At 63.0% G+C, this 22,240-nt stretch carries 30 protein-coding genes; 16 read left to right on the plus strand and 14 right to left on the minus strand.

All coding sequences use genetic code 11. The features are described 5' to 3' along the window. The 3 genes from O5O54_RS21270 to O5O54_RS21280 form a co-directional block, all read right to left on the minus strand. Positions 1–497 (minus strand): L,D-transpeptidase (locus O5O54_RS21270; RefSeq protein ID WP_407061747.1); only part of this gene is annotated, 497 nt, incomplete at its 3' end. Between the two features lie 311 nt (positions 498–808). Continuing rightward, entirely contained in the window at positions 809–1,114 is a 306-nt protein-coding gene (locus O5O54_RS21275; protein WP_279483867.1) for a hypothetical protein, read from the minus strand. Between the two features lie 167 nt (positions 1,115–1,281). Then, positions 1,282–2,637, minus strand: coding sequence for an Nramp family divalent metal transporter (locus O5O54_RS21280; protein WP_279483868.1), 1,356 nt, complete (start codon positions 2,635–2,637; stop codon positions 1,282–1,284). A 118-nt stretch (positions 2,638–2,755) separates the two neighbouring features. Between O5O54_RS21280 and mntR the strand changes: the two genes are divergently transcribed. Beyond that, positions 2,756–3,184, plus strand: a complete 429-nt coding sequence (gene mntR, locus O5O54_RS21285) for a manganese-binding transcriptional regulator MntR (protein WP_279483869.1) — start codon at positions 2,756–2,758, stop codon at positions 3,182–3,184. A gap of 14 nt (positions 3,185–3,198) precedes the next feature. Here mntR and O5O54_RS21290 read toward each other — a convergent pair whose 3' ends face one another. Both O5O54_RS21290 and O5O54_RS21295 read right to left on the minus strand, forming a co-directional pair. Beyond that, the gene (locus tag O5O54_RS21290; protein ID WP_279483870.1) at positions 3,199–4,179 is read right to left on the minus strand and encodes a murein L,D-transpeptidase; all 981 of its coding nucleotides are present in this window, start codon (positions 4,177–4,179) and stop codon (positions 3,199–3,201) included. Between the two features lie 186 nt (positions 4,180–4,365). Further along, complete coding sequence (locus O5O54_RS21295) at positions 4,366–4,788, minus strand: helix-turn-helix domain-containing protein (RefSeq protein WP_279483871.1); 423 nt, start codon at positions 4,786–4,788, stop codon at positions 4,366–4,368. 68 nt (positions 4,789–4,856) lie between these two features. Between O5O54_RS21295 and O5O54_RS21300 the strand changes: the two genes are divergently transcribed. The 8 genes from O5O54_RS21300 to O5O54_RS21335 all read left to right on the plus strand — a co-directional run bounded on the left by O5O54_RS21300 (position 4,857) and on the right by O5O54_RS21335 (position 11,316). After that, on the plus strand, positions 4,857–7,109 hold the full coding sequence (locus O5O54_RS21300; RefSeq protein ID WP_279483872.1) for a heavy metal translocating P-type ATPase: 2,253 nt from the start codon (positions 4,857–4,859) through the stop codon (positions 7,107–7,109). Next, positions 7,106–7,708, plus strand: coding sequence for an isoprenylcysteine carboxylmethyltransferase family protein (locus tag O5O54_RS21305; RefSeq protein ID WP_279483873.1), 603 nt, complete (start codon positions 7,106–7,108; stop codon positions 7,706–7,708). Before O5O54_RS21300 ends, O5O54_RS21305 begins: the two co-directional genes overlap by 4 nt. 21 nt (positions 7,709–7,729) lie before the next feature. Continuing rightward, complete coding sequence (locus O5O54_RS21310) at positions 7,730–8,173, plus strand: DUF411 domain-containing protein (RefSeq protein WP_279483874.1); 444 nt, start codon at positions 7,730–7,732, stop codon at positions 8,171–8,173. Then, positions 8,170–8,658, plus strand: a complete 489-nt coding sequence (locus O5O54_RS21315; RefSeq protein ID WP_279483875.1) for a copper chaperone PCu(A)C — start codon at positions 8,170–8,172, stop codon at positions 8,656–8,658. Before O5O54_RS21310 ends, O5O54_RS21315 begins: the two co-directional genes overlap by 4 nt. Further along, positions 8,655–9,365, plus strand: a complete 711-nt coding sequence (locus O5O54_RS21320; RefSeq protein WP_279483876.1) for an SCO family protein — start codon at positions 8,655–8,657, stop codon at positions 9,363–9,365. The genes O5O54_RS21315 and O5O54_RS21320 overlap by 4 nt, the downstream gene beginning before the upstream one ends. 69 nt (positions 9,366–9,434) lie before the next feature. Further along, positions 9,435–9,686 (plus strand): hypothetical protein, encoded by a 252-nt coding sequence (locus O5O54_RS21325; protein WP_279483877.1) that lies wholly within the window; start codon positions 9,435–9,437, stop codon positions 9,684–9,686. Between the two features lie 121 nt (positions 9,687–9,807). Next, complete coding sequence (locus O5O54_RS21330) at positions 9,808–10,461, plus strand: thioredoxin domain-containing protein (protein ID WP_279483878.1); 654 nt, start codon at positions 9,808–9,810, stop codon at positions 10,459–10,461. A 237-nt stretch (positions 10,462–10,698) separates the two neighbouring features. Beyond that, complete coding sequence (locus O5O54_RS21335; RefSeq protein ID WP_279483879.1) at positions 10,699–11,316, plus strand: isoprenylcysteine carboxylmethyltransferase family protein; 618 nt, start codon at positions 10,699–10,701, stop codon at positions 11,314–11,316. Between the two features lie 171 nt (positions 11,317–11,487). Here the strand turns inward: O5O54_RS21335 and O5O54_RS21340 are convergent, their stop codons facing one another. Beyond that, complete coding sequence (locus O5O54_RS21340) at positions 11,488–12,027, minus strand: copper chaperone PCu(A)C (protein ID WP_279483880.1); 540 nt, start codon at positions 12,025–12,027, stop codon at positions 11,488–11,490. A gap of 528 nt (positions 12,028–12,555) precedes the next feature. Here O5O54_RS21340 and O5O54_RS21345 point away from each other — a divergent pair. From O5O54_RS21345 to O5O54_RS21355, 3 genes are all read left to right on the plus strand, one after another. After that, complete coding sequence (locus tag O5O54_RS21345) at positions 12,556–13,443, plus strand: MBL fold metallo-hydrolase (RefSeq protein ID WP_279483881.1); 888 nt, start codon at positions 12,556–12,558, stop codon at positions 13,441–13,443. Positions 13,444–13,537: 94 nt separating this feature from the next. Beyond that, positions 13,538–13,834, plus strand: coding sequence for a hypothetical protein (locus tag O5O54_RS21350; protein ID WP_279483882.1), 297 nt, complete (start codon positions 13,538–13,540; stop codon positions 13,832–13,834). A 29-nt stretch (positions 13,835–13,863) separates the two neighbouring features. Continuing rightward, positions 13,864–14,499 (plus strand): peroxiredoxin, encoded by a 636-nt coding sequence (locus O5O54_RS21355; protein ID WP_279483883.1) that lies wholly within the window; start codon positions 13,864–13,866, stop codon positions 14,497–14,499. Here the strand turns inward: O5O54_RS21355 and O5O54_RS21360 are convergent. From O5O54_RS21360 to O5O54_RS22505, 8 genes are all read right to left on the minus strand, one after another. Continuing rightward, positions 14,466–14,939 carry a MerR family DNA-binding protein gene (locus O5O54_RS21360; protein ID WP_347814904.1) on the minus strand — a complete coding sequence of 158 codons (474 nt, stop codon included), beginning with the start codon at positions 14,937–14,939 and terminating at the stop codon, positions 14,466–14,468. The genes O5O54_RS21355 and O5O54_RS21360 overlap by 34 nt on opposite strands. A 128-nt stretch (positions 14,940–15,067) precedes the next feature. Next, the gene (locus tag O5O54_RS22500; RefSeq protein ID WP_407061748.1) at positions 15,068–15,616 is read right to left on the minus strand and encodes a cytochrome c biogenesis CcdA family protein; all 549 of its coding nucleotides are present in this window, start codon (positions 15,614–15,616) and stop codon (positions 15,068–15,070) included. A 106-nt stretch (positions 15,617–15,722) separates the two neighbouring features. After that, the gene (locus tag O5O54_RS21365; RefSeq protein ID WP_279483884.1) at positions 15,723–16,373 is read right to left on the minus strand and encodes a thioredoxin domain-containing protein; all 651 of its coding nucleotides are present in this window, start codon (positions 16,371–16,373) and stop codon (positions 15,723–15,725) included. Then, positions 16,370–16,828, minus strand: coding sequence for a disulfide bond formation protein B (locus tag O5O54_RS21370; RefSeq protein WP_279483885.1), 459 nt, complete (start codon positions 16,826–16,828; stop codon positions 16,370–16,372). Before O5O54_RS21370 ends, O5O54_RS21365 begins: the two co-directional genes overlap by 4 nt. After that, positions 16,809–17,510 (minus strand): SCO family protein, encoded by a 702-nt coding sequence (locus O5O54_RS21375; protein WP_279483886.1) that lies wholly within the window; start codon positions 17,508–17,510, stop codon positions 16,809–16,811. Before O5O54_RS21375 ends, O5O54_RS21370 begins: the two co-directional genes overlap by 20 nt. Next, complete coding sequence (locus tag O5O54_RS21380; RefSeq protein WP_279483887.1) at positions 17,507–18,055, minus strand: copper chaperone PCu(A)C; 549 nt, start codon at positions 18,053–18,055, stop codon at positions 17,507–17,509. Before O5O54_RS21380 ends, O5O54_RS21375 begins: the two co-directional genes overlap by 4 nt. Further along, entirely contained in the window at positions 18,046–18,294 is a 249-nt protein-coding gene (locus O5O54_RS21385; RefSeq protein ID WP_279483888.1) for an isoprenylcysteine carboxylmethyltransferase family protein, read from the minus strand. Before O5O54_RS21385 ends, O5O54_RS21380 begins: the two co-directional genes overlap by 10 nt. Positions 18,295–18,431: 137 nt before the next feature. After that, positions 18,432–18,593: a heavy-metal-associated domain-containing protein gene (locus O5O54_RS22505; protein ID WP_407061749.1), complete on the minus strand. Its 162-nt coding sequence runs from the start codon at positions 18,591–18,593 to the stop codon at positions 18,432–18,434. A 111-nt stretch (positions 18,594–18,704) separates the two neighbouring features. On the opposite strand from O5O54_RS22505, the gene O5O54_RS21390 reads away from it, so the two are divergent. From O5O54_RS21390 to O5O54_RS21405, 4 genes are all read left to right on the plus strand, one after another. Next, positions 18,705–19,118, plus strand: a complete 414-nt coding sequence (locus tag O5O54_RS21390; protein WP_279483893.1) for a helix-turn-helix domain-containing protein — start codon at positions 18,705–18,707, stop codon at positions 19,116–19,118. A 450-nt stretch (positions 19,119–19,568) separates the two neighbouring features. Then, the gene (locus O5O54_RS21395) at positions 19,569–19,973 is read left to right on the plus strand and encodes a hypothetical protein (protein ID WP_279483889.1); all 405 of its coding nucleotides are present in this window, start codon (positions 19,569–19,571) and stop codon (positions 19,971–19,973) included. A 589-nt stretch (positions 19,974–20,562) separates the two neighbouring features. Then, entirely contained in the window at positions 20,563–21,810 is a 1,248-nt protein-coding gene (locus O5O54_RS21400) for a hypothetical protein (RefSeq protein WP_279483890.1), read from the plus strand. Positions 21,811–21,918: 108 nt separating this feature from the next. Beyond that, positions 21,919–22,240 (plus strand): hypothetical protein (locus O5O54_RS21405; RefSeq protein WP_279483891.1); only part of this gene is annotated, 322 nt, incomplete at its 3' end.

Consider the following 22,240-nt stretch of genomic DNA (forward strand, 5'->3'; position numbering starts at 1 on the left):
CGATAGAGATCGACGATGTCCTGATTCAACAAGCGGATGCAACCTGATGACACCGCCTTGCCGATCGAGAATTCCTGATACGTTCCATGCAGACGAAAGAGCGTGTCCTGCCCGTCGCGAAAGATATACAGCGCTCGCGCTCCCAAGGGATTTTCAAGCCCCGGGTCCATACCGCCGTTCCTGATCGAGTATGGTTCCAATTCGGGCTGACGCTGCACCATCTCGTCCGGAGGCGTCCAGCGTGGCCAGATGCGCTTGTACTGGACCACGGCCCTCCCTGACCAGGTAAAACCCTGTCGGCCGATGCCGATGCCATACCGCAGAGCGCGCCCAGGTGCCGTGATCAAGTAGAGATAGCGATTCGGAGTATCAACGATCAGAGTACCGACGGGCTCGGAGGTCGAATAGGGAACTTCCTGTCTCCAGAGATGTGGCGCGACCTTGGAGACATCGACCGCAGGAATCGGAAACTGTTCGTCGGGAAGCGCATCGTACATCGATGGCCGAACGGGGGGCGGAGGTGGCGGGACGACCACTCCTTTAGATCCCGAGTCCACGGTGGTGCAGCCGCCCAAGCCCAATGCGGCGAGTCCAATGAGAACGGAGCGTCGGTCGATCCGCAGGTCGCCTCGGCAAGGCGGAACCTTGTTGCCGGGATAGACGTGGTTGGGAAAAGATGTGTGTCGCACTGTAACCTCGAAAGCGACGCTCCGGCCGCGCCGTATCGCGTCGCACAAGAACTGACTGCCATTCGGATAGATGGCATCGGGGAGCACTTGTTCGCCTAGAACAAGGCGTACCAATCGGGTCAGCTTCTTCTTGGAGGTCGATGATCCGCGCCAGGATCGTGCCCGGCGTAGAAATCAGTCAAGATGCAATGCGTGGTCGTTGCAGAGGATCTGGCGAGGACCTGATCCTCAGAATCGAGAAGGATCATGGGTAGGCAATGAGCTGCGATCGGATCGGTCGCCAGCTCAGGCTGGGACGGCGGATCCAACGAGAGGGCCGTGACGGCTGCCTTCCCGCAAAGGATGCTTTCCGCAACCGCCTCGGCGTGCTCCATCGTCCCGAAAACGATGGTGAAGACGGTCAAAATGGTTAGAACCAACCTCATGCCTCATCCTTAGGGGCGGAAGCTGATAACAACGTTAACAACGGCATGACGGGTTCCGACGCTGCCGGTCGATACGCAGACGTCACCGGGTTCATTGGCTGTTTCCGGTTCTGCTTGATCCTCCACTGGACAGAACAGAACCACTACTGGTGGGCAGACGGTCGCGATCAATGCGATCGCGAACCAAGGACGAAGTCGAAGAGCAATTTCACGTTCAGAAGCGCGATAGCCACGGCGATCAGAAGTGCGACACCTGCCAGCCAACGCGGGGCGACGAGCTCGCCCATCTTCCGGCGGTCCATCGTGAAGAGCACCAGCGGGAACACGGCGAAGGACAGCTGAAGGCTGAGGACCACCTGCGTGAGGATCAGCAGCCGTGCTGTGCCCGTATCCCCGAACCAGATCGTCACCGACGCCGCCGGCACGATGGCGATGATCCGGGTGATCAGACGGCGCAGCCACGGCGCGAGCCGGATGTTGAGGAAGCCTTCCATCACGATCTGGCCGGCCAGCGTCGCCGTGACGGTCGAGTTGATGCCGCAGCACAGGAGAGCGATGCCGAACAGGGTCGGCGCGATGGCCGCCCCGAGGATCGGCGCGAGCAGGCTGTGGGCTTCGCCGAGCTCGGCGATCGCCGTACGCCCTGTCGTGTGGAAGGCTCCGGCCGCCAGGATGAGGATCGACGCGTTGACGAGAAGCGCGAAGCAGAGCGCGACGGTGGAATCGATCGTGGCGAAGCGCAGAGCTTGCCGCTTCTCCGGCAGGGTCGTGCCATAGGCGCGGGTCTGCACGATACCGGAATGGAGGTAGAGGTTGTGCGGCATGACTGTCGCGCCGAGGATGCCGAGCGCGAGGTACAGCATCTCCGGGTTCGACACGATCTCGGTGGTCGGTGCGAAGCCGCGGATCACGTCGCCCCAGTTCGGGTCGACCATGGCGATCTGGACGGCGAAGCACACGGCGATGACGCCGAGCAGCGTCACGATCAGCGCCTCGACCCAACGGAATCCCAGCCTTTGCAACCAGAGGATCAGGAACACGTCGACGGCTGTGATCAGGACGCCGATCTCCAGCGGAATGCCGAACAGAAGGTTGAGGCCGATCGCCGTGCCGATGACCTCGGCGATGTCGGTGGCGATGATGGCGATCTCAGCAAGGAACCAGAGCGGCAGCGCGACATAGCTGGGATAGGCGTCTCGGCAGGCCTGCGCGAGGTCGCGACCCGACGCGATGGCGAGCCGAGCGCAGAGGGATTGCAGCACGATCGCCATGATGTTGGACAGGAGGGCGACGAAGAGCAGCGTGTAGCCGAAGGCCGATCCGCCGGCGATCGAGGTTGCCCAGTTGCCAGGGTCCATGTAGCCGACGGCCACTAGGTAGCCAGGGCCGAGGAAAGCCGCAGCCTTGCGCCAAGGTGGTGCGTTCCGGTCGATGACGACGCTGCGATGCACTTCGGCGAGGGAGCCGTCGCCCCGGTTCCGCTTCCAGCCAGCGTCGTCCAGGGATTCGTCGGCACCGGTCATCGCATCGCCCCTAGGTTCGAGATCGCATAGATTTGTTCCAGGGCGCATGGTTTGTCCAGTGACAAACTTTGTGTCGCCTTTCTGTTTCTGCTAGCTGGCGACGATAGGGAGGAAATGCATGGCAGGTGACAGCGACGGCACGGAAGCGGCATCAACGGCGGCCCGGTTCGCCCGCGTGCGGAAGGCGAACCAGTCTGAACTGTCGGAGGACTATGTCGAGATGATCGACGACTTGATCGCCGAGTTCGGCGAGGCGCGGGCGACCGACCTCGCCGAGCGCTTCGGCGTCGCACCCGGGACCGTCGCCCGCACCGTTCAGCGGCTCGCCCGCGACGGCCTCGTGGAGTCCAAGCCCTACCGAGCGATCTTCCTGACCCCCGAAGGCAAGAACCTCGCCGAACGAGTTCGAGAACGGCACCGCCTCGTTGTCGATTTCCTGGTGGCGGTCGGCGTCAGTCCCAAGGCCGCCGAGATGGATGCCGAAGGGATCGAACATCACGTCGGCAAGGATACCCTGGACGCCTTTCGAAGGTTCCTGTCGCGCTGACGGTGGTGCGACCGTCAGCGTTCGGCGGCGGCGGGGTCGTCGACGAGGGCGTCCGGTCTGCTGACCTGTACGGCGGTCATGGAGGTCTTGACCGCGAGTTCCTTGGTCCCCAGCCGCTTCAGCATGTCGCGGAACTGCGGATGCATCCCTCCGTCGACATAGGCCATCGGCATGCCGGTACCGCCGCTTGAAAGAAGGGCTTGCAGCGTCGCGGCGTCACGCTCGCGCTTGGCGGCCACCTCGGGTACGACGCGCGTCTCCAGCGGCGGACAGGACGCCGCCGGATTGATCGGCTGGCCGTCCTTGCGTCGCGCATCGAACACGTATCGCCCGCCGCACGCCGCCACGTCGGGTTCCCTACGGGTAACCTCGAACACGTCGTAGCCAAGCTTCAGGTTGCGCCAGAAGGCGATGTTCGGATCGCTTCTGTGACGCGCCATCTGCTCGGCCGTCATCCGGAACGGGAAGGACTGGACCTGAAAATCGCCTTGGCCGATCGAGAACGCCTTCTCCGCCTCCGCGTACACTTCGGCAACCCCCTCGTCGGTCATGGCGAAGCATCCCGACGACGAACAGGCGCCGTGCACCATCAGCGAATCGCCCGTGTAGCCGAGCGACCTCTCGAGAGGGTTAGGGTAGCCTAGGTTGAAGGAGCGATGGTACTTCGAGTTCGGGTTCATCAACGCTCGGGTTACGCGGTAAAAGCCCTCGGGGGCCTGGCGGTCGCCGTTCGTTTTTTTCGGCCCGAGCTTGCCGGACCAGCGGCACAGCGGATGTGTCTTGTGGAGGGCGTAGCGACCGTCCTCGCCAAGCTTCCACACTTCGAGTTCGCTCTCCTCCTTGAAGATGCGCACCAGGATCGACCCCTGCGGACGTGCCTTCTCTGCGGCGTACGGCGTCGGAACAAGGTCCTTGTAGGTCTCCTCCGTCATCGAGACGCAGCCGCCCGCGGAAACGAGACCAAACAGGGCGACCGCAAGCGCGGCTTTGCGCATGGGGTTGCGAGCGTGATGTCGAGCGGAAAAATGCATTTCGATCCGAGGGGTTGGACGTAGCCGATATCCGTCCATTATCGACGTTCGGGCTGTTGCGGAGATGAACTCTGACGGACGCAGCCGCCGTGGCGACCGCCATGAGACGTTACGATCCGGCGGAAATGAGGCAGCCTGGGCGGCGTGTCCTCAATGTGTTTCGTGCAAACACTCGCCGTGGTCGCCGAGCACCTTAATGACTCTGCAATCGGCGACCGAGTGATTAGAGCAATCCGCCATGCGTGCGACCTCCGCCCGTAGCGCCGTCAGCCGGGCGATCTTGTGGTCGATGTCGGCGAGGTGCGCGGCCGCGATCCGGTCGGCGCTCACGCAGGGACGGTCCGGGTCCCCGGCCAGCGCGAGTAGTTCGCGGATCGGCTCGATCTCGAAGCCGAGTTCGCGGGCGTGCCGGATGAAGCGCAGCAGCCGCAGGTCGTCCGCGTTGTAGAGGCGGCGGTTGCCCTCCGTTCTCGGCGGCGCGGCCAGGAGGCCGATCTGCTCGTAGTAACGGATCGTCGGCACCTTGATGCCGCTCGCCCGCGAGGCCTCGCCGATTGGAACGCCCTTTGTCATTTTTTCTCTTGCTCCTCTAACCGCTAGAGGAAGTAAGCCTTGCAGAAGACCGATGCAAGGAGAGCGCCATGAGCGCGACGACGACTGAAAGCCGCTTCCGGGTCACAGGCATGGACTGTGCGGCCTGCGGCAACAAGGTGGACACCGCGATCCGACGTCTGCCGGGCGTAGAGGACGTCACCGTCTCGGTGACCACGGGGGCGGTGAAGGTCCGTCACGCCGAGGGCTTCGACACCGCTGTGGTGACACGGCAGGTTCGGAACCTCGGCTACGGCGCTGAGGCAGCGAACGGGACGGCAACCGCACCCATTGGGAGTCCACCTGAACGGCACGGCGGCGGCGATCACGACCATGGCGATCACGATCATGGCGACCACGATCACGGCGATCATGATCATCGCACCGGTTCCCAGAAGGACCCTGCGGGTCACATTCATGATGACCCCGCCGAGGCGGGCCTGCCGTGGTGGCGGACAAGGAAAGCACGGCTTACGGCTGCCTGTGGGGCCGCGCTCCTCGCGGCATACATCCTCGGCCATCTCGCACCCTCGCTGGAGCGTCCGGCCTTCCTCATTGCGCTCGCCGTCGGCCTCGTTCCCGTCGCATGGCGGGCGATCACCGCTGCCCGTTTCGGTACGCCGTTCTCGATCGAGACGCTCATGTCGATCGCCGCCATCGGTGCCGTCTTCATCGGCGCCGAGGAGGAAGCGGCGGCCGTTGTCCTCCTGTTCCTCGTCGGCGAGATGCTGGAGGGGCTGGCGGCTAGTCGCGCTCGGGCCAGCATTCAGGGCCTCTCCGCGCTCGTGCCCAAAACGGCCCTGCTCGAGAAGGACGGCCAAACGACCGAGGTCCCGGCGGACAGCCTCGCGGTCGGCACCACCATTCTCGTGCGTCCCGGCGACCGCATCCCAGCCGACGGCTCGATCGTCGAGGGATCGGGCGAAGTCGACGAGGCGCCGGTCACGGGCGAGAGCGTGCCCAAGCGCAAGGCTGTCGGCGATCCCGTCTTCGCCGGAACGGTGAACGCTGGCTCGGTCCTGAGGGTGCGCGTCACCGCGGCCGCCGCCGACAACACGATCGCCCGCGTCGTACGCCTAGTGGAAGAGGCGCAGGAGTCGAAGTCGCCGACCGAGCGCTTCATCGACCGCTTCTCGAAGATCTATACGCCCGCCGTCCTCGTGGTCGGGTTCCTTGTCGCTGTCGTGCCGCCCCTGGCACTTGGAGCGGACTGGAACGAGTGGATCTACAAGGGACTCGCCATCCTCCTGATCGGCTGCCCCTGCGCGCTCGTCATTTCGACGCCCGCCGCCATCGCGGCCGGCCTGTCGGCAGGTGCCCGACGCGGCCTTCTGATGAAAGGCGGCATCGTGTTGGAGACGCTTGGGCGGGTTACCGCCATTGCCTTCGACAAGACGGGAACGCTGACCGCGGGCAAGCCCGTGGTGACCGACGTGGTCGCAGTCGGCCGCCCGGCGCGGGACGTCCTCTCGCTCGCCGCGGCGCTGGAGAAGGGGTCGAGCCATCCGCTGGCGCTCGCGATCATCGAGAAGGCTAAGACCGACAACGCCCCCGTGCCGCCCGCCTTCGACGCCAACGCCGTTCCGGGAGAGGGCGTCGAGGGCAAGGTCGGCGGTGAGGCAGTGTTCCTTGGTTCGCCGCAGGCAGCCGGGCGTCGCACGCCTCTTGGGGACGAGCATGTGACGGCAATCGCCGCTCTGAACACCGAAGGCAAGACGGTCTCCGTCGTGCTAGTGCAGGGCACGGTCGCAGGCTACATCGCCATGCGCGACGAGGCGCGGCCGGACGCACGGGAGGCTCTCGCGGCCATGAAGGCCGACGGCATTCGCACCGTTATGCTGACGGGCGACAACCGCACGACGGCCGAGGCAGTGGCAAGCGGTCTCGGCATCGAAGCACGGGCCGAACTCCTGCCGCAGGACAAGCAGCGCATCGTGCGCGAACTCCAGGCCGAAGGCTTGAAGGTCGCCAAGGTCGGCGACGGCATCAACGACGCGCCGGCTCTTGCCGCCGCCGACATCGGCATCGCCATGGGCGGCGGCACCGACGTAGCACTTGAGACGGCGGACGCCGCCGCGCTGCACGGGCGCGTGCGGGACGTGCCGGACATGATCGCACTGTCCAAGGCCACCATGGGCAACATCCGGGTCAACATCGCGATCGCCCTCGGCCTGAAGGCGGTGTTCCTCGTGACCACTGTTCTCGGCATCACCGGCCTCTGGCCGGCGATCCTCGCCGACACGGGGGCGACCGTCCTCGTGACCGCCAACGCGATGCGGCTTCTAGGCTGGCGGCCCCGTTGAGGACCGCCGTCGCCGATCTCCTGCGCTTCGGCCCGGCGATCGTCCTCGCCGTCACCGTGGCGTGGCTCGCGCTCGCCACGCGCCTAACGTCCCTGGAGATCGGCGAGAGAGCCTACGGCTTCGGTCTGAGCCGCCGACAGAGGTTGGCGCGAATGCTATTCGCCATTGCCGTCGTTGGTGCCCTGGCGGCGCTTGGGCTCCACGCTGCAGGAAGCAGATCGACACTGTTCGCACCTCTCGCTGGCGAAGTTTCCGCCGTTCGGCTTCTCGGACTCGCGGTCGCGGTATCAGGACAGGTCCTGACGGTCGTGGCTCGAAGCGAGATGGGCCGACGGTGGCGGGTCGGCATCCCCGACACGGTGCCCGACGCCTTGGTCACGACGGGTTTATTTGGCCTGTCGCGCAACCCCGTGTTCCTCGGGATGCTCACGATGGCCGCAGGTCTCGCAGTCGCCGTGCCAGCCCCGGCGGTGCTCGTCTGCGCGCTCGCCTTTTGGATCGCCTGCGAGGTCCAGGTGCGGGACGAGGAACGCTTCCTCGAACGCTCGTTCGGCCCCGCATACACCGCCTACCGAAGCGCCGTCCGGCGCTGGATCTGACAACTAAGGGAAGATCGATCCATGGGACGCAGACGGTCGACGTGCATCGCCGGAGCGCTCGCGCTTCTCTCCGTGCCCGCGCTAGCAGCCGAGACCGTCGACGTCTTCTCGACGTCGGGGTGCGGCTGCTGCATCGGCTGGATCAAGCACCTTGATGAGGCGGGGTTCGATGTCACGAACGAGAACCTCGCCATGGCCGACCTATACATGAAGAAGACGGGCGCCGGTCTGAAGCCTGGCCAGACCTCGTGCCACACGGGCTTCGTCGGCGGCTACGTCGTGGAGGGGCATGTACCTGCTGCGGAGGTGAAGCGGCTCCTCGCCGAGCGACCAGAGGCGGTCGGTCTCGCAGTCCCCGGCATGCCGGCGGGCAGCCCGGGCATGGGGACGAGCAATGAACCATATGAAGTGCTCCTTGTGGCTCGCGACGGCACGGCCACGGTCTATGCGAGGTACCCGAAATGAAGGTCTCGCCCATCGCGGCGGCCGTAGCCGCCTGCCTCGCCGTCACCGGCCCCGCCGCATCGCACGAGTTCAAGGCCGGGGACCTCACGATCAGCCATCCATCGTCCCGGCCTACGCCACCGAAGGCTGATGTTGGTGTCGGCTACGTCTCGATCCGCAACGACGGGACGACGGCCGATCGGCTGATCGGCGGCTCAGCGACCGTGGCCGGACGCTTCGAGATCCACGCCTCCACCGTTGAGGACGGTGTCGCACGCATGCGACGCGTCGAGGATGGGATCGTGCTGGAGCCAGGCGCGACCGTGAAGCTAGCCTCGGGCGGTGCTCACGTCATGCTGTTCGACCTCAAGGAGCCGATCAAGAAAGGACAACCCTTCGACGGTGCCTTCGTGTTCGAGCGTGCCGGAACCGTGCCGGTGAGTTTCTCGGTGGAAGGCTTCAACGTGGCCACCCCTTCCTTCTCGCATGAAGGACACAAACCATGACATTGCGCACCGTGCGCCTTCTCCTTTGGGGTGCGGTCGCAACGACTGCGGGCGTATTAGTCGGAATAGCGTGGAACCTTCCGAGCGGTGGTCAGGCACCGTCCGCCACCGTAACGGCCGCCGACGTCGGAGGCGAGTTCGCGCTGATCGATGAGAACGGGAAACCGAGGACGTGGTCCGACTTCCGCGGAAGACCGGTCGCCGTGTTCTTCGGATTCACGCATTGCCCCGACATCTGCCCGACAATGCTCGGCGAACTCTCGATGCTCCTCGCGGACCTGGGCGACCGGTCCGACGACCTTCAGGTCGTCCTTATAAGCGGTGATCCCCAGCGCGACACACCCCAGGTCCTGAACGCCTACCTCAAGTCGTTCGACTCACGGATCATTGGACTGACCGGCCCCGAGACGGAGATCGACCGGGCCTTTGCCGGATTCAAAGCCTACCGCAAGAAGGTGCCGATCGCAGGTGGCAACTACACAATCGACCACTCGGCGAGCGTCTACCTATACGACCGCGATGGGGGCTTCGCAGGAACTCTGGACATGCACGAGGACACGCCGGTGCGCTGGGCCAAGGTGATGCGCCTTCTCGAAGGCCCAAGCGGATCCAGAGCAGCTTTGAGCAGCGACGGGATGGTAACGCCCGCGGGTATGAGCGGCGGAACCGCGACGGCGACTGCGGATGCCGGCGCGGACAATCGATAGGGAGAAGCGAGCCTCCGTCGCCCTCGACGAGCCCGACCGAAACCTCAGGCGATCTACGCCGCATGGGTCGTGGCGCTCGCGGCTACGCTCGGTGACCTCTTCGTCGGCGAAATCATGGGACAGGTTTCTTGCATCCTACGCTGGCATGGGCGGATCGCGATGTTCCCACTGTCCGTCATGCTGGGCATCGCCGCCTTCCAGGGTGGTTGGAACGTGCGGGGCTACGCGCAGCCGCCAGCGGTTGCGGGTTCCGGAGTCGTCGCGTTCCACTCCTTTCTTCATGCCGAGATCGTGTTCGTGGCGATCGAGCCTGCGGGGTAGGACCGTCCTGCACCAACGCCGGCATGACCATACTCGCCGGCCGGCCGATACCCCTCCTCTCGCTCGCCTCTTTCGCCGCGATCGTCCTTCTCCCCAACCTCCCTTCCAACAGGAAACGCGCATGAAGCGTCGAACGTTCGTCGCATCCACCGCAGCGGCCGCCGTCATCGCCCTCGGTGGTGGGGCAGCCTTGTATTGTGCAAGCCGCCCGGAGGCAGTTCCACTTTCGGCCGAAGGCGACCAACTGGTCCGCTCACATTCACCTGTGATTGGGCCAGTCAACGCACGCGTGACGCTGGTCGAGTTCTTCGACCCCGCATGCGAGGCCTGCCGCGCCCTCCACCCGATCATCGCCCGGATCCTTTCCAGGTATCCTAACGACTTGCGTTTAGTCCTGCGCTACACGACGTTGCATGAGAGGTCGGACGAGGTTGTACGAATTCTCGAGGCAGCCAGGCGGCAGGACAAGTTCGAGCCGGTTCTAGACCGAGTGTTCAAGCGGCAGCTTGAATGGGCCGTCCACGGGGCACCCGACATCGCAAAAGCCTGGGAGATCGCGGGCACAGCCGGCATCGACATGGAACGAGCAAGACGCGACGCCGCATCACCGGAGGTCTCGGCCGTACTCGAACTGGAAAACTCCGACCTAAAGGCCCTGGGTATCGAAAAGACGCCAACCTTCTTCGTCAACGGGAAGGAGCCGACACAGTTCGGAATCCAACCGCTTTACGAGGCGGTCGCCGCAGAGATCGAGAAGGTGAAAACGAACAGCTAAACGAACCCTCTGCAGAACGAGTAAGGACTCTGCAGCGCCTTCGTTTCACGAGCCTCGATCTCATTTGAAACCGCTAAATCTCACTGCCATCGGTTCACCGGGTTTTGGAGATCGCCTTGGCCGGGTGACCCACTCCCACATAGCCGAGTTCGCCCTCGTTGGAACGGATTCCCCGTCTCGGAACGGCCTGCTTTCAGCCTGACACCTCCCGACACAACAAAAGCTAGAGGGTCGTATATGAACACCATCGACATCAACCTCGTCCAGCAGCGGCGGAAGCGGACGCTGAGACTGTCCGGCCTTGCGCTGCTCGCGCTCTGCGTGGCGATCGGACCAATATGGGCGGCACACTCCGTTCTGGAGGAGGCGGTTGAGTCGGCGGGCCTCGCCGCAATAGCCGCGGGAGTCATCGGACGCGCGTGGTGCTCCCTTTACATTGGCGGCCGCAAGACGAAAGAGATCGTCGAGGTCGGCCCCTACTCGATCAGCCGCAATCCGTTATACGTCTTTACTTACCTAGCCATGTTCGGCGTCGGTGCCCAATCCGGGAGCCTGACCATAGGCCTAGTCCTCGCCCTCTCGGTGGCCGGGATCTTCCGCGTCGTGATCAGTCGCGAGGAAGCATTTCTCGCCGCAGAGTTCGGCTCTGCATACGATGCCTACTGCCTGCGGGTTCCGCGCTTCGGGCCCCGATTTTCGGCTTGGCGCGACATGCCTGTGATCGAGGTGCGTCCCGACCGCGTAGCGCGCACGCTCGCGGACGGTCTCCTGTTCCTTCTGGCGTGGCCAGCGTTCGAGCTTCTCGAAGAAGCCCGCGAGTTCGGTTGGATAGGAACAGTGCTGCTCGTCCCCTGACACCTTTTCCGAAGCGGTCAGAAGCCCGTTGATCGACTGCTGTACGTACCGGCCGCACCGCGACGGGCAGCGGTCGGCCGGCACTCGGGCGGATTAGCAGGCCGCACAGGACTGCGTATCGACGAAGCACCGGATGGGACTTGCGAGGGTTCCGAGCTCACGTGGACGATGTCAGTTAGTGCTCTCCCGAGCTTTGAGCCCGTCGAGCTTGCTCAGCCATTCGGCACTTGATTGATCGTGGTGGTGCAGATCGTCTGCGTTTCGATCGCCCTCCACGGTTGCGGACAGGGTTTGTACGGTTCCGTCACCGAACTTGAGTTCAAGCGTCACCACGTTTCCTACGGCAATTGCGCCTTTGGGGGTGAGGTGCATATGAATTCCCCGCTGCAGCATCACTAATTCGGAATGGCCTGGAATGGATACGCCGGATCGCCCCTCCTTCACTCCGTTACGGGATTTGTCCGAATGCTGGACAAACTGCACACGGCTGAAGGCGTCGCTTGTGACAGTCTCTAGGCGCGCTTCACCGGCGACCCCGTTCCAAACAACGAGATAACCTTCCAGATCGCCGTCCCCGTCCCGCGGAACTGTAACGATGGCCTTCTCGGCGACGAAACCCACCGACGAAGCGCTTGCCGGGCGCGCCGCGATCGACATGTCCGTGAGTGACAGCGAGACCAATAGCACCATCCAGGGACGTACGATCGGCATCGTGTGGCTCCGGTTCGAAAGCGGTTCGCCCCGGTGTCACGGTAATGCGGCGAGAACACGTTCGCAGCCTCCTGCGATCGACGAAGCGTGGTCGGCACGCAGCCGTGCCCGTTTCCGTGAGAGCGGGGTTATGGTTCGGTGCACATCCATGATGTCTCGACGGCTCGATGCGGACCACAAACCGTTCCTTCGTTCCTTTCGATGCCACCTGCGAATTCCCGCTTGCTCCTCTAGCCACTAGAGGTCGTATGCAGTTCCGTGTCGCAATCGACGACCGTGACAACGAAGAGACGTGTCCGAACACAAGCCTTGGAACCCAGTCCAGTGAACTACCAATCACTAGGGGAAGCGCGTCGCGGCATACGCACGGGTCTGAGCTGCAAGCCTCGTCCGAAGCGCGACCGTCACGAAATATGAGCCGCGATCACTCATCCTACGGCAGCTCGCCGATGATCCGACCATTCTGCGTGAGCGCGACCCAGCCGAATTTTCTTCGATACCCTACTCCGGGCGAACCGGGAGAACCCCATGTCCTATCATCCCATCGTCGCGGGCTTCCACGATCCGCGAACTTCCTCCATCCAGTATGTCGTCTCCTGTCCCGCGACGCGACGTTGTGCGATCATCGACCCGGTTCTCGATTTCGATGAAAAGTCCGGCTCCATCGCGGCGACCAATGCTGATGCACTTCTCGACTACGTCGAACGGCAGAACCTTCGTGTGGAATGGATACTAGACACGCATCCACACGCCGATCATTTTTCCGCCGCCTACCATTTGAGTGAGCGCACCGGCGCCCCGATCGCGATCGGCGAGCGGATCGTCGAAGTGCAACGGCTTTGGCAGGACATCTACGGATGGCCCGAACTGGCAACTGACGGCTCTCAATGGGATAGATTGCTCAAGGCCGGAGACACCTTGTCGATTGGCGAGATGACGGTTCGGGTCCTTCATTCACCAGGCCATACTCTGGCCTCGGTGACCTACGTCGTCGGCGACGCGGCCTTCATCCACGACACCTTGTTCATGCCCGACAGCGGCTCAGCGCGTGCTGATTTCCCGGGTGGAAGCGCAGCCTCGCTCTGGCGGTCGATACGGGACATCGTTGCGCTTCCCGATGCGACACGCCTGTTCGTGGGTCACGACTATCAGCCCGACGGACGCGAGCCACGCTGGCAGAGCAGCGTCGCGGAGCAACGCACCTCGAACAAGCACCTATCCGAGATTTCAAGCGAAGACGAATTCGTGGCAATGCGAGAAGAGCGGGATCGCACGCTGCCTTTGCCCAAGCTGATGCTCGCCGCTCTCCAAGTGAACCTTCGAGGCGGCCGCCTACCCGAGCCGAACCACCGAGGCGATCGATACCTGCGCATTCCCCTCAACGCATTTGCCGATGCGCCATGGGACGCGTCGTGAAATCTTCCGTGTTCACGACCGCGTGTAAGTCGGTTGACCCTGTACGAGGTACGGACCCGAGATGCGGTGCCGGTAACAGAACCGGAGATACAGGATGAACGTCACCACCTATCTGATCGCTTCGCTGCTTCTGACGGCGACGCCTGCCTTGGCCCAGCCTGATGATGCCCGTCAGGGGGGTGGAAATGTGCACCATGGGCGGACGTTCGAACCGCATGGCCGTTCCGGCGATCACAGCGAACGGCGTGGCGACCGACACGATCATCAGGCACGCGGTGACCAAGGTCGGCATGAACATGAGGATCAGGCCAGCATGCGTGACGAGCATTCGGCGTCGTGCATGCATGCCGACGGCGGACCGCATCATGCAGACGGGACGAACCGCATCTGAATCACAACAGACCGACGAAAGGTATCAAGATGTCACTTCAACTAGGCGACACCGTCCCCGACTTCGAAGCAACGACCACTCATGGTCCGGTTCGGTTTCATGAATGGCTCGGCTCGAGCTGGGGCATCCTGTTCTCGCATCCGAAGAACTTCACTCCCGTCTGCACCACGGAACTGGGTGACGTCGCTAGGCTCAAGCCGGAATTCGATCGCCGGAACGTCAAGGTCATGGGCCTCAGCGTCGACGAGATCGATCGCCATGGCGCATGGGAGGACGACATCGAACAGACGCAGGGGCATCGCGTCAACTTCCCAATGATAGCCGACGCGGACCGCAAGGTGTCCTCTCTCTATGGGATGATCCACCCGAACGCGAGCGATACAATGACCGTTCGCTCGGTGTTCGTGATCGGTCCGGATCGCAGGCTCAAGCTGAGCCTCACCTACCCCGCCAGCACGGGACGAAACTTCGACGAGATCCTACGGACGATCGATTCCCTTCAACTCACCGCAGAGCATTCCGTGGCGACTCCGGTAAACTGGCAGCAGGGCGATGAGGTCATCATCGTCCCATCCCTGTCGGACGAGGCGGCTCGGGAGCGTTTCCCGGAAGGTTGGCGGACTCTCAAGCCTTATCTGCGAATGGTGCCGCAGCCCGGCCGGTGACCGAGTGCCGACATCCGGTCCTTCTCCTCTTCCGCCGAAGGGAGGGGATCGGGTGTCAGCGTCTCGACAATCCGGCATTCGGCGACCCGGGTACAGTCGCATCGCTCGAGCAGGTTGTCGAGTTCCTGGCGTAGCTTCACAAGATCGGCGATCCGTGCTTCGACGTCGTTCCGATGACGCCGTACGATCCGATCGATCGCGGCGCAGGGATCGTCGCGCCTTTCGGAAAGGTCCAATAGAGTCGAGATACTCGCGAGGGGGAGCCCGAGCGCTCGAGCGCGTCGGATGAACCGGAGCCGCCTCACGTGCTCGGAACCATATGTCCGAAATCCTCCGTCCTCGCGCTCCGGAATCGGCAGGAGCCCGGCACGCTGATAGTAGCGTACGGTCTCGACCTTCGTTTCGGCCTGTTCGGCAAGGCGGCCGATGGTCAGCGGCATCGAAGACGTGCTCCATCCTGCAGGAAAGGTGGGACGCTCATCCGATCCGACGGAACACCGGAAATCGGGCAAACAATCAGAAGACAAACCATGTGGCGATCCCGCTCATATCAAGAGTCCCATCGCGATCATGACAAAGCCGGAACCGACTTTGAGAATGCAGCTAGCCCGACGCATTCCGCCCATGCGCCACGTAGCTCCCGGGTGAAGATTGCCGCTCGGAGGAAAGGGATGCGGAAACCGAGAGACTGGAAGTCCAAGAGAACGGCGCCGTCTGCGGTTGTTGTCGATACGGCATTGACCGTCGGGATGGCGCTGACAACCTGAGCGATGCATAGGATCCATCCGATGGCAAACGCTACGCCGGGGAGATCCGAACCAAATGGTCCGTGGAGCGCGACGTCACCGTGCTGGCGGACGTCCCGATCCATCGAAGATATTCGGACGAGACCGCTCGTCGTAATCCCGAACAGCTTTACCAGCGCGCCCCAACGAGGCTCGCCTCCGTCATCCACGACCGTAGGAACCGACTGACGAAGGTCGCGCTGACATCGAGCGCGACGAAGATCGTCGCGAATCCAAGAATGAAACAGAGACTGAGCACCGTGCGGAGCCGAACTGGGCACTACAGCGCCCGGCGTCGAATTACCGGCAATGAACGAGACGTAGCTTGGCACCGAAGGCAGGACACAGGGCGAAAGAAAGGAGACGGTCCTGGCTGCTATCGCGGCCGCGACCGAAACGTTCGCGATGGCGAGGTCTACGCCGGACGGCGCTCGCTGCTCACGACGCCTTGGTCCTATCGATCTCGGCGACAATTGCGTCGTAGAGCGGTTTGGGACCGAACGGGGTCGGCTCCTTGCCGTTCAAAAAGAAGGTCGGCGTCTTCTCAACGCCGGCGGCCTTTAGATCCGCAATGTCCTGCTGGAGCACGGCTTCAACCTCCGGCAGCTTGGCATCTACCCTAGCCCGCACAAGGTCGAGACCTTTGGTACCCGCAATCTCCCAAGCCTTCTCCAGGTCGGGCTTGCCGTGAACTGCCCATTCCGGCTGACGCTCAAATATGACGTCGAGGACGGGCTCGAACAGATCCTGTCGACGTGCTGCCTCCAGGATCCGGACGACCTCGTCCGATCCCTCGTGAAGTGGCGTATAGCGGAGGACGAGACGTAGGTCCGCAGAGTGCCTCGACATGATCTGGCCGAGGATCGGGTGGAATGCGCGGCACGCTTCGCAGGACGGATCGAAGAACTCAACCAGGGTTACCGGCGCGTCGACCTTGCCGACGATAGGAGAATGGGGTCTTACGAGTGCGTCGCCTTCAGCCGACAAGGGTGCGACGTCCGGCTGGCTCCGGCGATAGAGAACGGCGCCGCCTCCGAAAGCGGCCAGGGCAACGACGGAGGCAGAGACGACGAAAGTCCGACGGTTCATGAGTTAGGGGCCTTTCGGAACAGGAGAAGCAGAACGACGATCGTGGCGAAGGCGGCGAACGAGAGAATGGGAAGCGGAGCACCGCCTAGGATGGTCATGTCGGCGCTGGCACACGAAGGCCCCGCTCCGCACGGCTCGATGGCCTCGGGTATCAAGCCGGCATAGAGCAGGCTGTGAAAGCCTGCTATCCCCCCTCCGATCACAGCCAAGGGAAGTGCATAGATCCTTACCGCCTTGTCGTCGCGATAGGCTGCGATGCCGAGGAGCAGCGCGAGCGGGAACATCGCGATCCGTTGATACCAGCAGAGATTACAGGGTGCCTGTCCCATGATCTCGCCGACGAACAACGCGCCGAGCGTCGCGGTCAGGGCGATGGCCCAGGCCGCCACCAAGGCCGCCGAAACTCGTTCCGCGGTAGTCGCCTCCATCGTTCCCTCAACCATTGGTGCCGCCATCAAAGGCTCCCGTCGCTCTGCTGGTCGAGGCCATGCTCCGAGGGTCCTCGGCCGACGCCCTGCCCTCCGAAGAGTCAAGGAGCCGCTCCACCTTGCGCCGCCGCGTATCAGCGTCCTCGTGCAGATCGAGCGTGCCCGTGAACTTGCCGGATGCATCGTAGAGGTAGATGCCGGCCGAATGATCCATCGTGTATCCACCATTCTCCAGCGGCACCTTCCTGCGGTAGGCCTTAAAGACCGAGAAGGCTCGATCGACCTCGGCCTCCGCGCCCGTCAGCCCGACGATGCGCGGATCGAAGGACTGGAGGTACGTGTCGAGAACGGCCGGTGTGTCCCGCTCTGGATCGCCGGTGACCAACATAACCTGAAGGTCATCGCCGCGTCCGCCTGCCTTGTCCAGATCCGCCAAGGTGACTGACAGTTCGCCGAGCGTCGTCGGACAGATGTCGGGGCAATTCGTGAAGCCGAAGAAGACGGCCACGGGTTTGCCTCGGAAGTCGGCCCAGGTGCGCGATCGTCCGTCCTGATCGACAAGGGAGAAATCACCGCCGATGGTCGCCGTCGCGCCCTGCCCCTCTGCCTCCAGCCGACCGCTGGGGAGATTCCAGGCAATTCCCACGAGGGCGACGGCAGCGAGACCCACGGCTAGCCACAACAACGTACGCAACGCTCGTAGGCTCATCGCGAATGCTCCTCGTGTCCGTCCCGCTGCGGCGCAGGAGCGCCAGGACCCTGCACAGCGAACTCGACATCGAGAGTGCCGGCCCGTTCGAAGACGAGAGTTCCCGCGAAAGTCTCGCCGGCCTTGATCGGAGCCGTCAGTCCGGTGAGCATGATATGAGTGCCGAGGGGTTTCAACTCGATGGTCTCGCCTGGCCCGATCGCGACCCCATCTTTGAGGCGCCGCATCCGAGCGACCCCGTCCCGGTTCTCGGACGTGTGCAATTCGAAGCCCTCCGATCGCTCGGCGCTTCCTCCAATGAGGCGATCCGTCTCGGCCCCGTCGTTCTTGATCGTCAAATAGGCTACCCCGACCGGAGCCATCGGGGGCGTCTGGCGAGACCATGGATGATCGATGGTCAGATCGCCGATCTTGAACTCGTGCGCCTCGGCTACGATGGTCATGAGACCCAACGCGATCGATGCCGCGAAGAGGCTTTGCACTGCGCGGCTCAACGATGGGGGTTGCGGAGCGTCCATGGCTCGATCATCGCGTATCAGATCCATCCCAGGACCTTTCGTTGGTAGTTGAGGTACTCGGTTCCGAATTTCGTTGCGAGGTATCGTTCCTCCCGAACGAGCACCCCGAAATGCGGGAGGGCGACTACGACGGGAAGCAGCGCCAACGCCGCCGGGCTACCGATCGCGACGGCCACGCCGAGATAGGAAAGGACCATCCGGACATACATCGGATTGCGCGAGATGCCGCTGACGCGGAAGCGCATCTCCGCCGGGGTATCGGTCATTGTTGCCTCGTTCGGTTGCCTGCTTTGTGCATCCTCCAGCCACATGAGGAGCAAGCGGTCAGGGCACTGCGCGGGGTCACGTCCCCGTGACCGGTACACGAATGGAGTGATCAGTCCCTTCCGGGTTCGCGCACGCCTTATCCGAGCCTAACCACCCGGTCACCGGTTGCGTCGGGAGGCATGGCCGTCCCATGCAGGACGGCGAGGGTCGTGTCGGGGTAGTGAAGGGATACGTCGCGGACTCCGGGGAGTTCGCCGAGCGCCCGCTCGATCTTCCGCCCGGATCCGGCGCAGTCCATCCCCACGATGGTGAAAGTCGCCACTCTCCATTGTTCGTCCCTGCCGACCTCCTTGTTCTTGGTCGACAGGATCCGTACATCCTCAAGCGACTAGAGGAGCAAGCGGGAAAAATGACGCAAGGCGTTCCGATCGGCGAGGCCTCTCGGGCGAGCGGCATCAAGGTGCCAACAATCCGGTACTACGAACAGATCGGCCTCCTAGCCGCCCCACCAAGGACCGAGGGCAACCGGCGCCTCTACGACGCGAGCGACCTGCGACGCCTGCGCTTCATCCGGCACGCCCGCGAGCTCGGCTTCGAGATCGAGCCGATCCGCGAACTCCTGGCGCTGGCTGGGGAGCCGGACCGTCCTTGCGCAAGCACCGACCGGATTGCGGCCGCCCACCTTGCCGACATCGACCACAAGATCGCCCGGCTGACGACCCTGCGAGCTGAGGTCGCGAGGATGACGGAATGTTCAAACCATTCCGCCGCCGTCTGCCGGGTGATCGAAGTGCTCGGTGATCACGGCCAAAGCGTCTCGTAGCGGTATCGAGGTCTTCCGAGAGTCCGCAGGGACGGTCCGCTTATAATGAAGTAGATTTTAACCGGGCCACCCAATGGGGGTAGGCCATGGTGAACTCGCGAGCGAGTGATTCCATGTTCTTCTCGCGGTCTCAATCGTCCGAAATCAGACTCGTCTGGACGCAATCGCGGCGGACGCTCGGTGGAAAAGAAAAAGCCGAATCAGCCGAACGCGATGCAAGTCACCAAGGTTTGTCAACCTCCGATTCACCTCGATGAACTTCGTAACTCGTCGTGCGCCCGATTTTTCGCGGCAGCTTCGAGCCCAGCAATAATCGGCAACGACTGCTAAGCCCAGTAAATCATTTGCAGAATTGACATAGCGCTACTTTTACTAAAAGCGCTAGTTTTTGTTAACCGTATTTTCCTACGCAAGACCACTTGCGCAGTTTATCCACTGCATTATTATCCCATGAGTGACGTCATTCTTGAGTCACTCGTAAATGAAACGGCGGTCATCGCGATGCTCGTAACAGCGCGACGACCTGGCCAATCCCGATGCTGTTTTGGAGCAACGAAAATGGTTACCGCTAATTATAGTTCGCTGCGGGCGAACCGCAACCGCACGCGTTCGCAGCACCCGAACGTGGTTAATATTTGCATTCAGCCCGCACTGTCGGCCGGACTGAACGCCCTGCTCGAGCGCATTCCCGAGCCCGGCGACGTGATGGACCTCGACAGCGCCATTGCCATTCTCTCGCGTCACGAACCGCACGCGTACGGCGCCCTTGTCGCAATGATGGAGCGCGGCCTCGTTTCCGCTGACTACATCGACGCACCTTCGATCGACCCCGAGATCATGATCCGCCGGGTCTAACCCGAGCGGACTCACAGGTGAGCCGGACCATCCGGCTCGCCCTCTCGTATCCTCGATGAGCCTCATGCAGGCCGAAGGGTTCTCATGTTCTCCCCTCACCTCTCCACGCCGGATGCGTTGCGTCCCGGCGACCGCCACCGCACGCCTGACGATACGTCTCGGGTAGTGCAACTCGACTCTGCCGTCGCCGTCGGTGCCGCAATCAGAGCCGCCCGCCGCAACGCCGATGCAGCGACCCGAGCGGCAATCGCTACTACACTTACGGAGTTCGCAGCCGCGGGTTGTTCTGCGTCCGCGCTCGTCCTCGCTTGGTTCGACCGCGACGCAAAGATCTGTCGGGACGCAGCCTCGGTTATGTCCCGTGCAGTCGGGGGCGTCGATGGTTGCTGATCTTTACAACCAGACGGATCGCCTCGTCCCGTTCAGCTTGCCGCCCCGATTTTGCGCTCATTGCCTTACGGCAGGAGGGCCGACACCGTGGCATTCCGGAGTTCATCTGAACTTCAATCCAGACCCATCGGACGCATTGCCGATGCTTGCAACGTTGTCCAACGCCCTCCCACACGGAACCGCTTCGCGGCTCCGGCGCATGGTCCTACGCAGCAATCCTACTGACAAGAAACCGCTGCTCGCTGCAACGGGTCTCTCAGGCTACGGTGACGCGGGCGACTTCGCCAGGCAGTTGGTCGCCGACATCGCCCTGTTCAAGAACGGCAACCTGCCATGGCGCGATATCGACAGCCGAGCCGTCTTCGACGATCATTACGCGGTCGGAGCGCACGACCTGCTTCGTTGTCTTGCTGCGGCAGCCGGCCTCATCCTGGTGGAGTTGGACTGGCCACACCTGACGCTGGATCGTCGCGACCGCACGTTCATGGGACCGTCCCGTTGCACCTTGGGTGGCGCCACCGACGGCGCCTCCTCCCTGCTGGCGCTGCATATCCCAGTTGCGCACAACGGAAGCGGATCGCCTTCGAAGTCAGGGGAGTATTGGCTCGCCCAGCTCAGCGAATTTCGGGAAACCGTCGGCTGTCCCATCGTCATCGTTTGCCATGATGCCCCACGTGCAGCCAATCACGGTTCGGCAGGCGGGGTCGTGCGCATTGGCTTCCCCGATGCGGCTGATCTCTCCTACGCCTTGAGTGATGCGCTGTATGGCGTTCTGTCCCCTAGCAATCTCGTCCGTTCGATCCGCCATCTAGAGGGCATAGCCACTGCTCCGGATATGGCGGCGCTCGCCCGCCGGATTCGTCGCAGGGCGCGCCTTGCCGACAGGCCGGTGCGACCAGAGGACGTCGATGCAGTCGCGTTCGAGGATGTTCGACCCGCTAGAGCGCGGCTTATCCATGCTGTCCATGCCGCCGGTGCCGCGACCTCGCTGCTCCTGCGTGGTCGCATCCCAGCAATCGTAAGTATTGCGGAACGGGCCTCAGTGCGCAGGATCGATTATGATCCGCATATGCGCGTGGACCATGCGCTCCTCTCTGTGCTCGCTGCCTGCGCGGCGGAAGAACTCTTGCTTGGAGCGTCCTCAATCGATTTCGCTGAGCGGAAGCGACTTGTGTTGATTGAGGCGCGACGTCTGGCGCTCCTCGCGGACAATTTTGGTGAAGATAACCAATCCGCCAAGAGAGGCGTGGACGCCGCATCTGATGTCGTCGCGGCGCGGCTTCGATATGCCTATGGCGACGCGACGGCCCTCGTCCGCGATCACGCCCCCGCGATCGGAAGCTTGGCCGCTGATCTGATCGACCGCATCACGCTGCGCTCGACCGATCTGGCTGACTTTGCACGCTCACACGGACTTGCTCCGGACGAGGCTGCACCCGCCCCGTAGCGCTCGCTGATGTTCCTCGGAGCGTTGGCCGCTCGTAGCCATGCGGCTCCGTCCCCCCAAACCCCTCCTGAACGCAATTGGCGGCCGCTCTCCCGCCAGGAGATCCCGATGTCGACCTTCGATTTCGATTTCGACGTTCCCTATTCCGACGATCAGCCTACGCCTAATACTCTCACTGGCCTGCTACCGTGCACACAGTACATATATGAGCGTCTAACGTCTTCGGTGGTTGGACAGTCCTCGACAATTGCCGGCAACAAGTCATTCCTGATGATTGTTTCGGTGAGCAATTCGGGTTGGACGCAGCTGGCATCGACGGCGGCGGAAGCGTTCATTCAAACGTCTCGAGGAGCGGCCGAATGGACGCGTCGGGTGCTTGTGCATACGCTCGCGACAGACCGCTTGGATCGCGACCTCGACAGGCTTTTGT

This window comes from Aureimonas sp. SK2 (assembly GCF_029813115.1).
Taxonomy (GTDB): Bacteria; Pseudomonadota; Alphaproteobacteria; order Rhizobiales; family Rhizobiaceae; genus Aureimonas.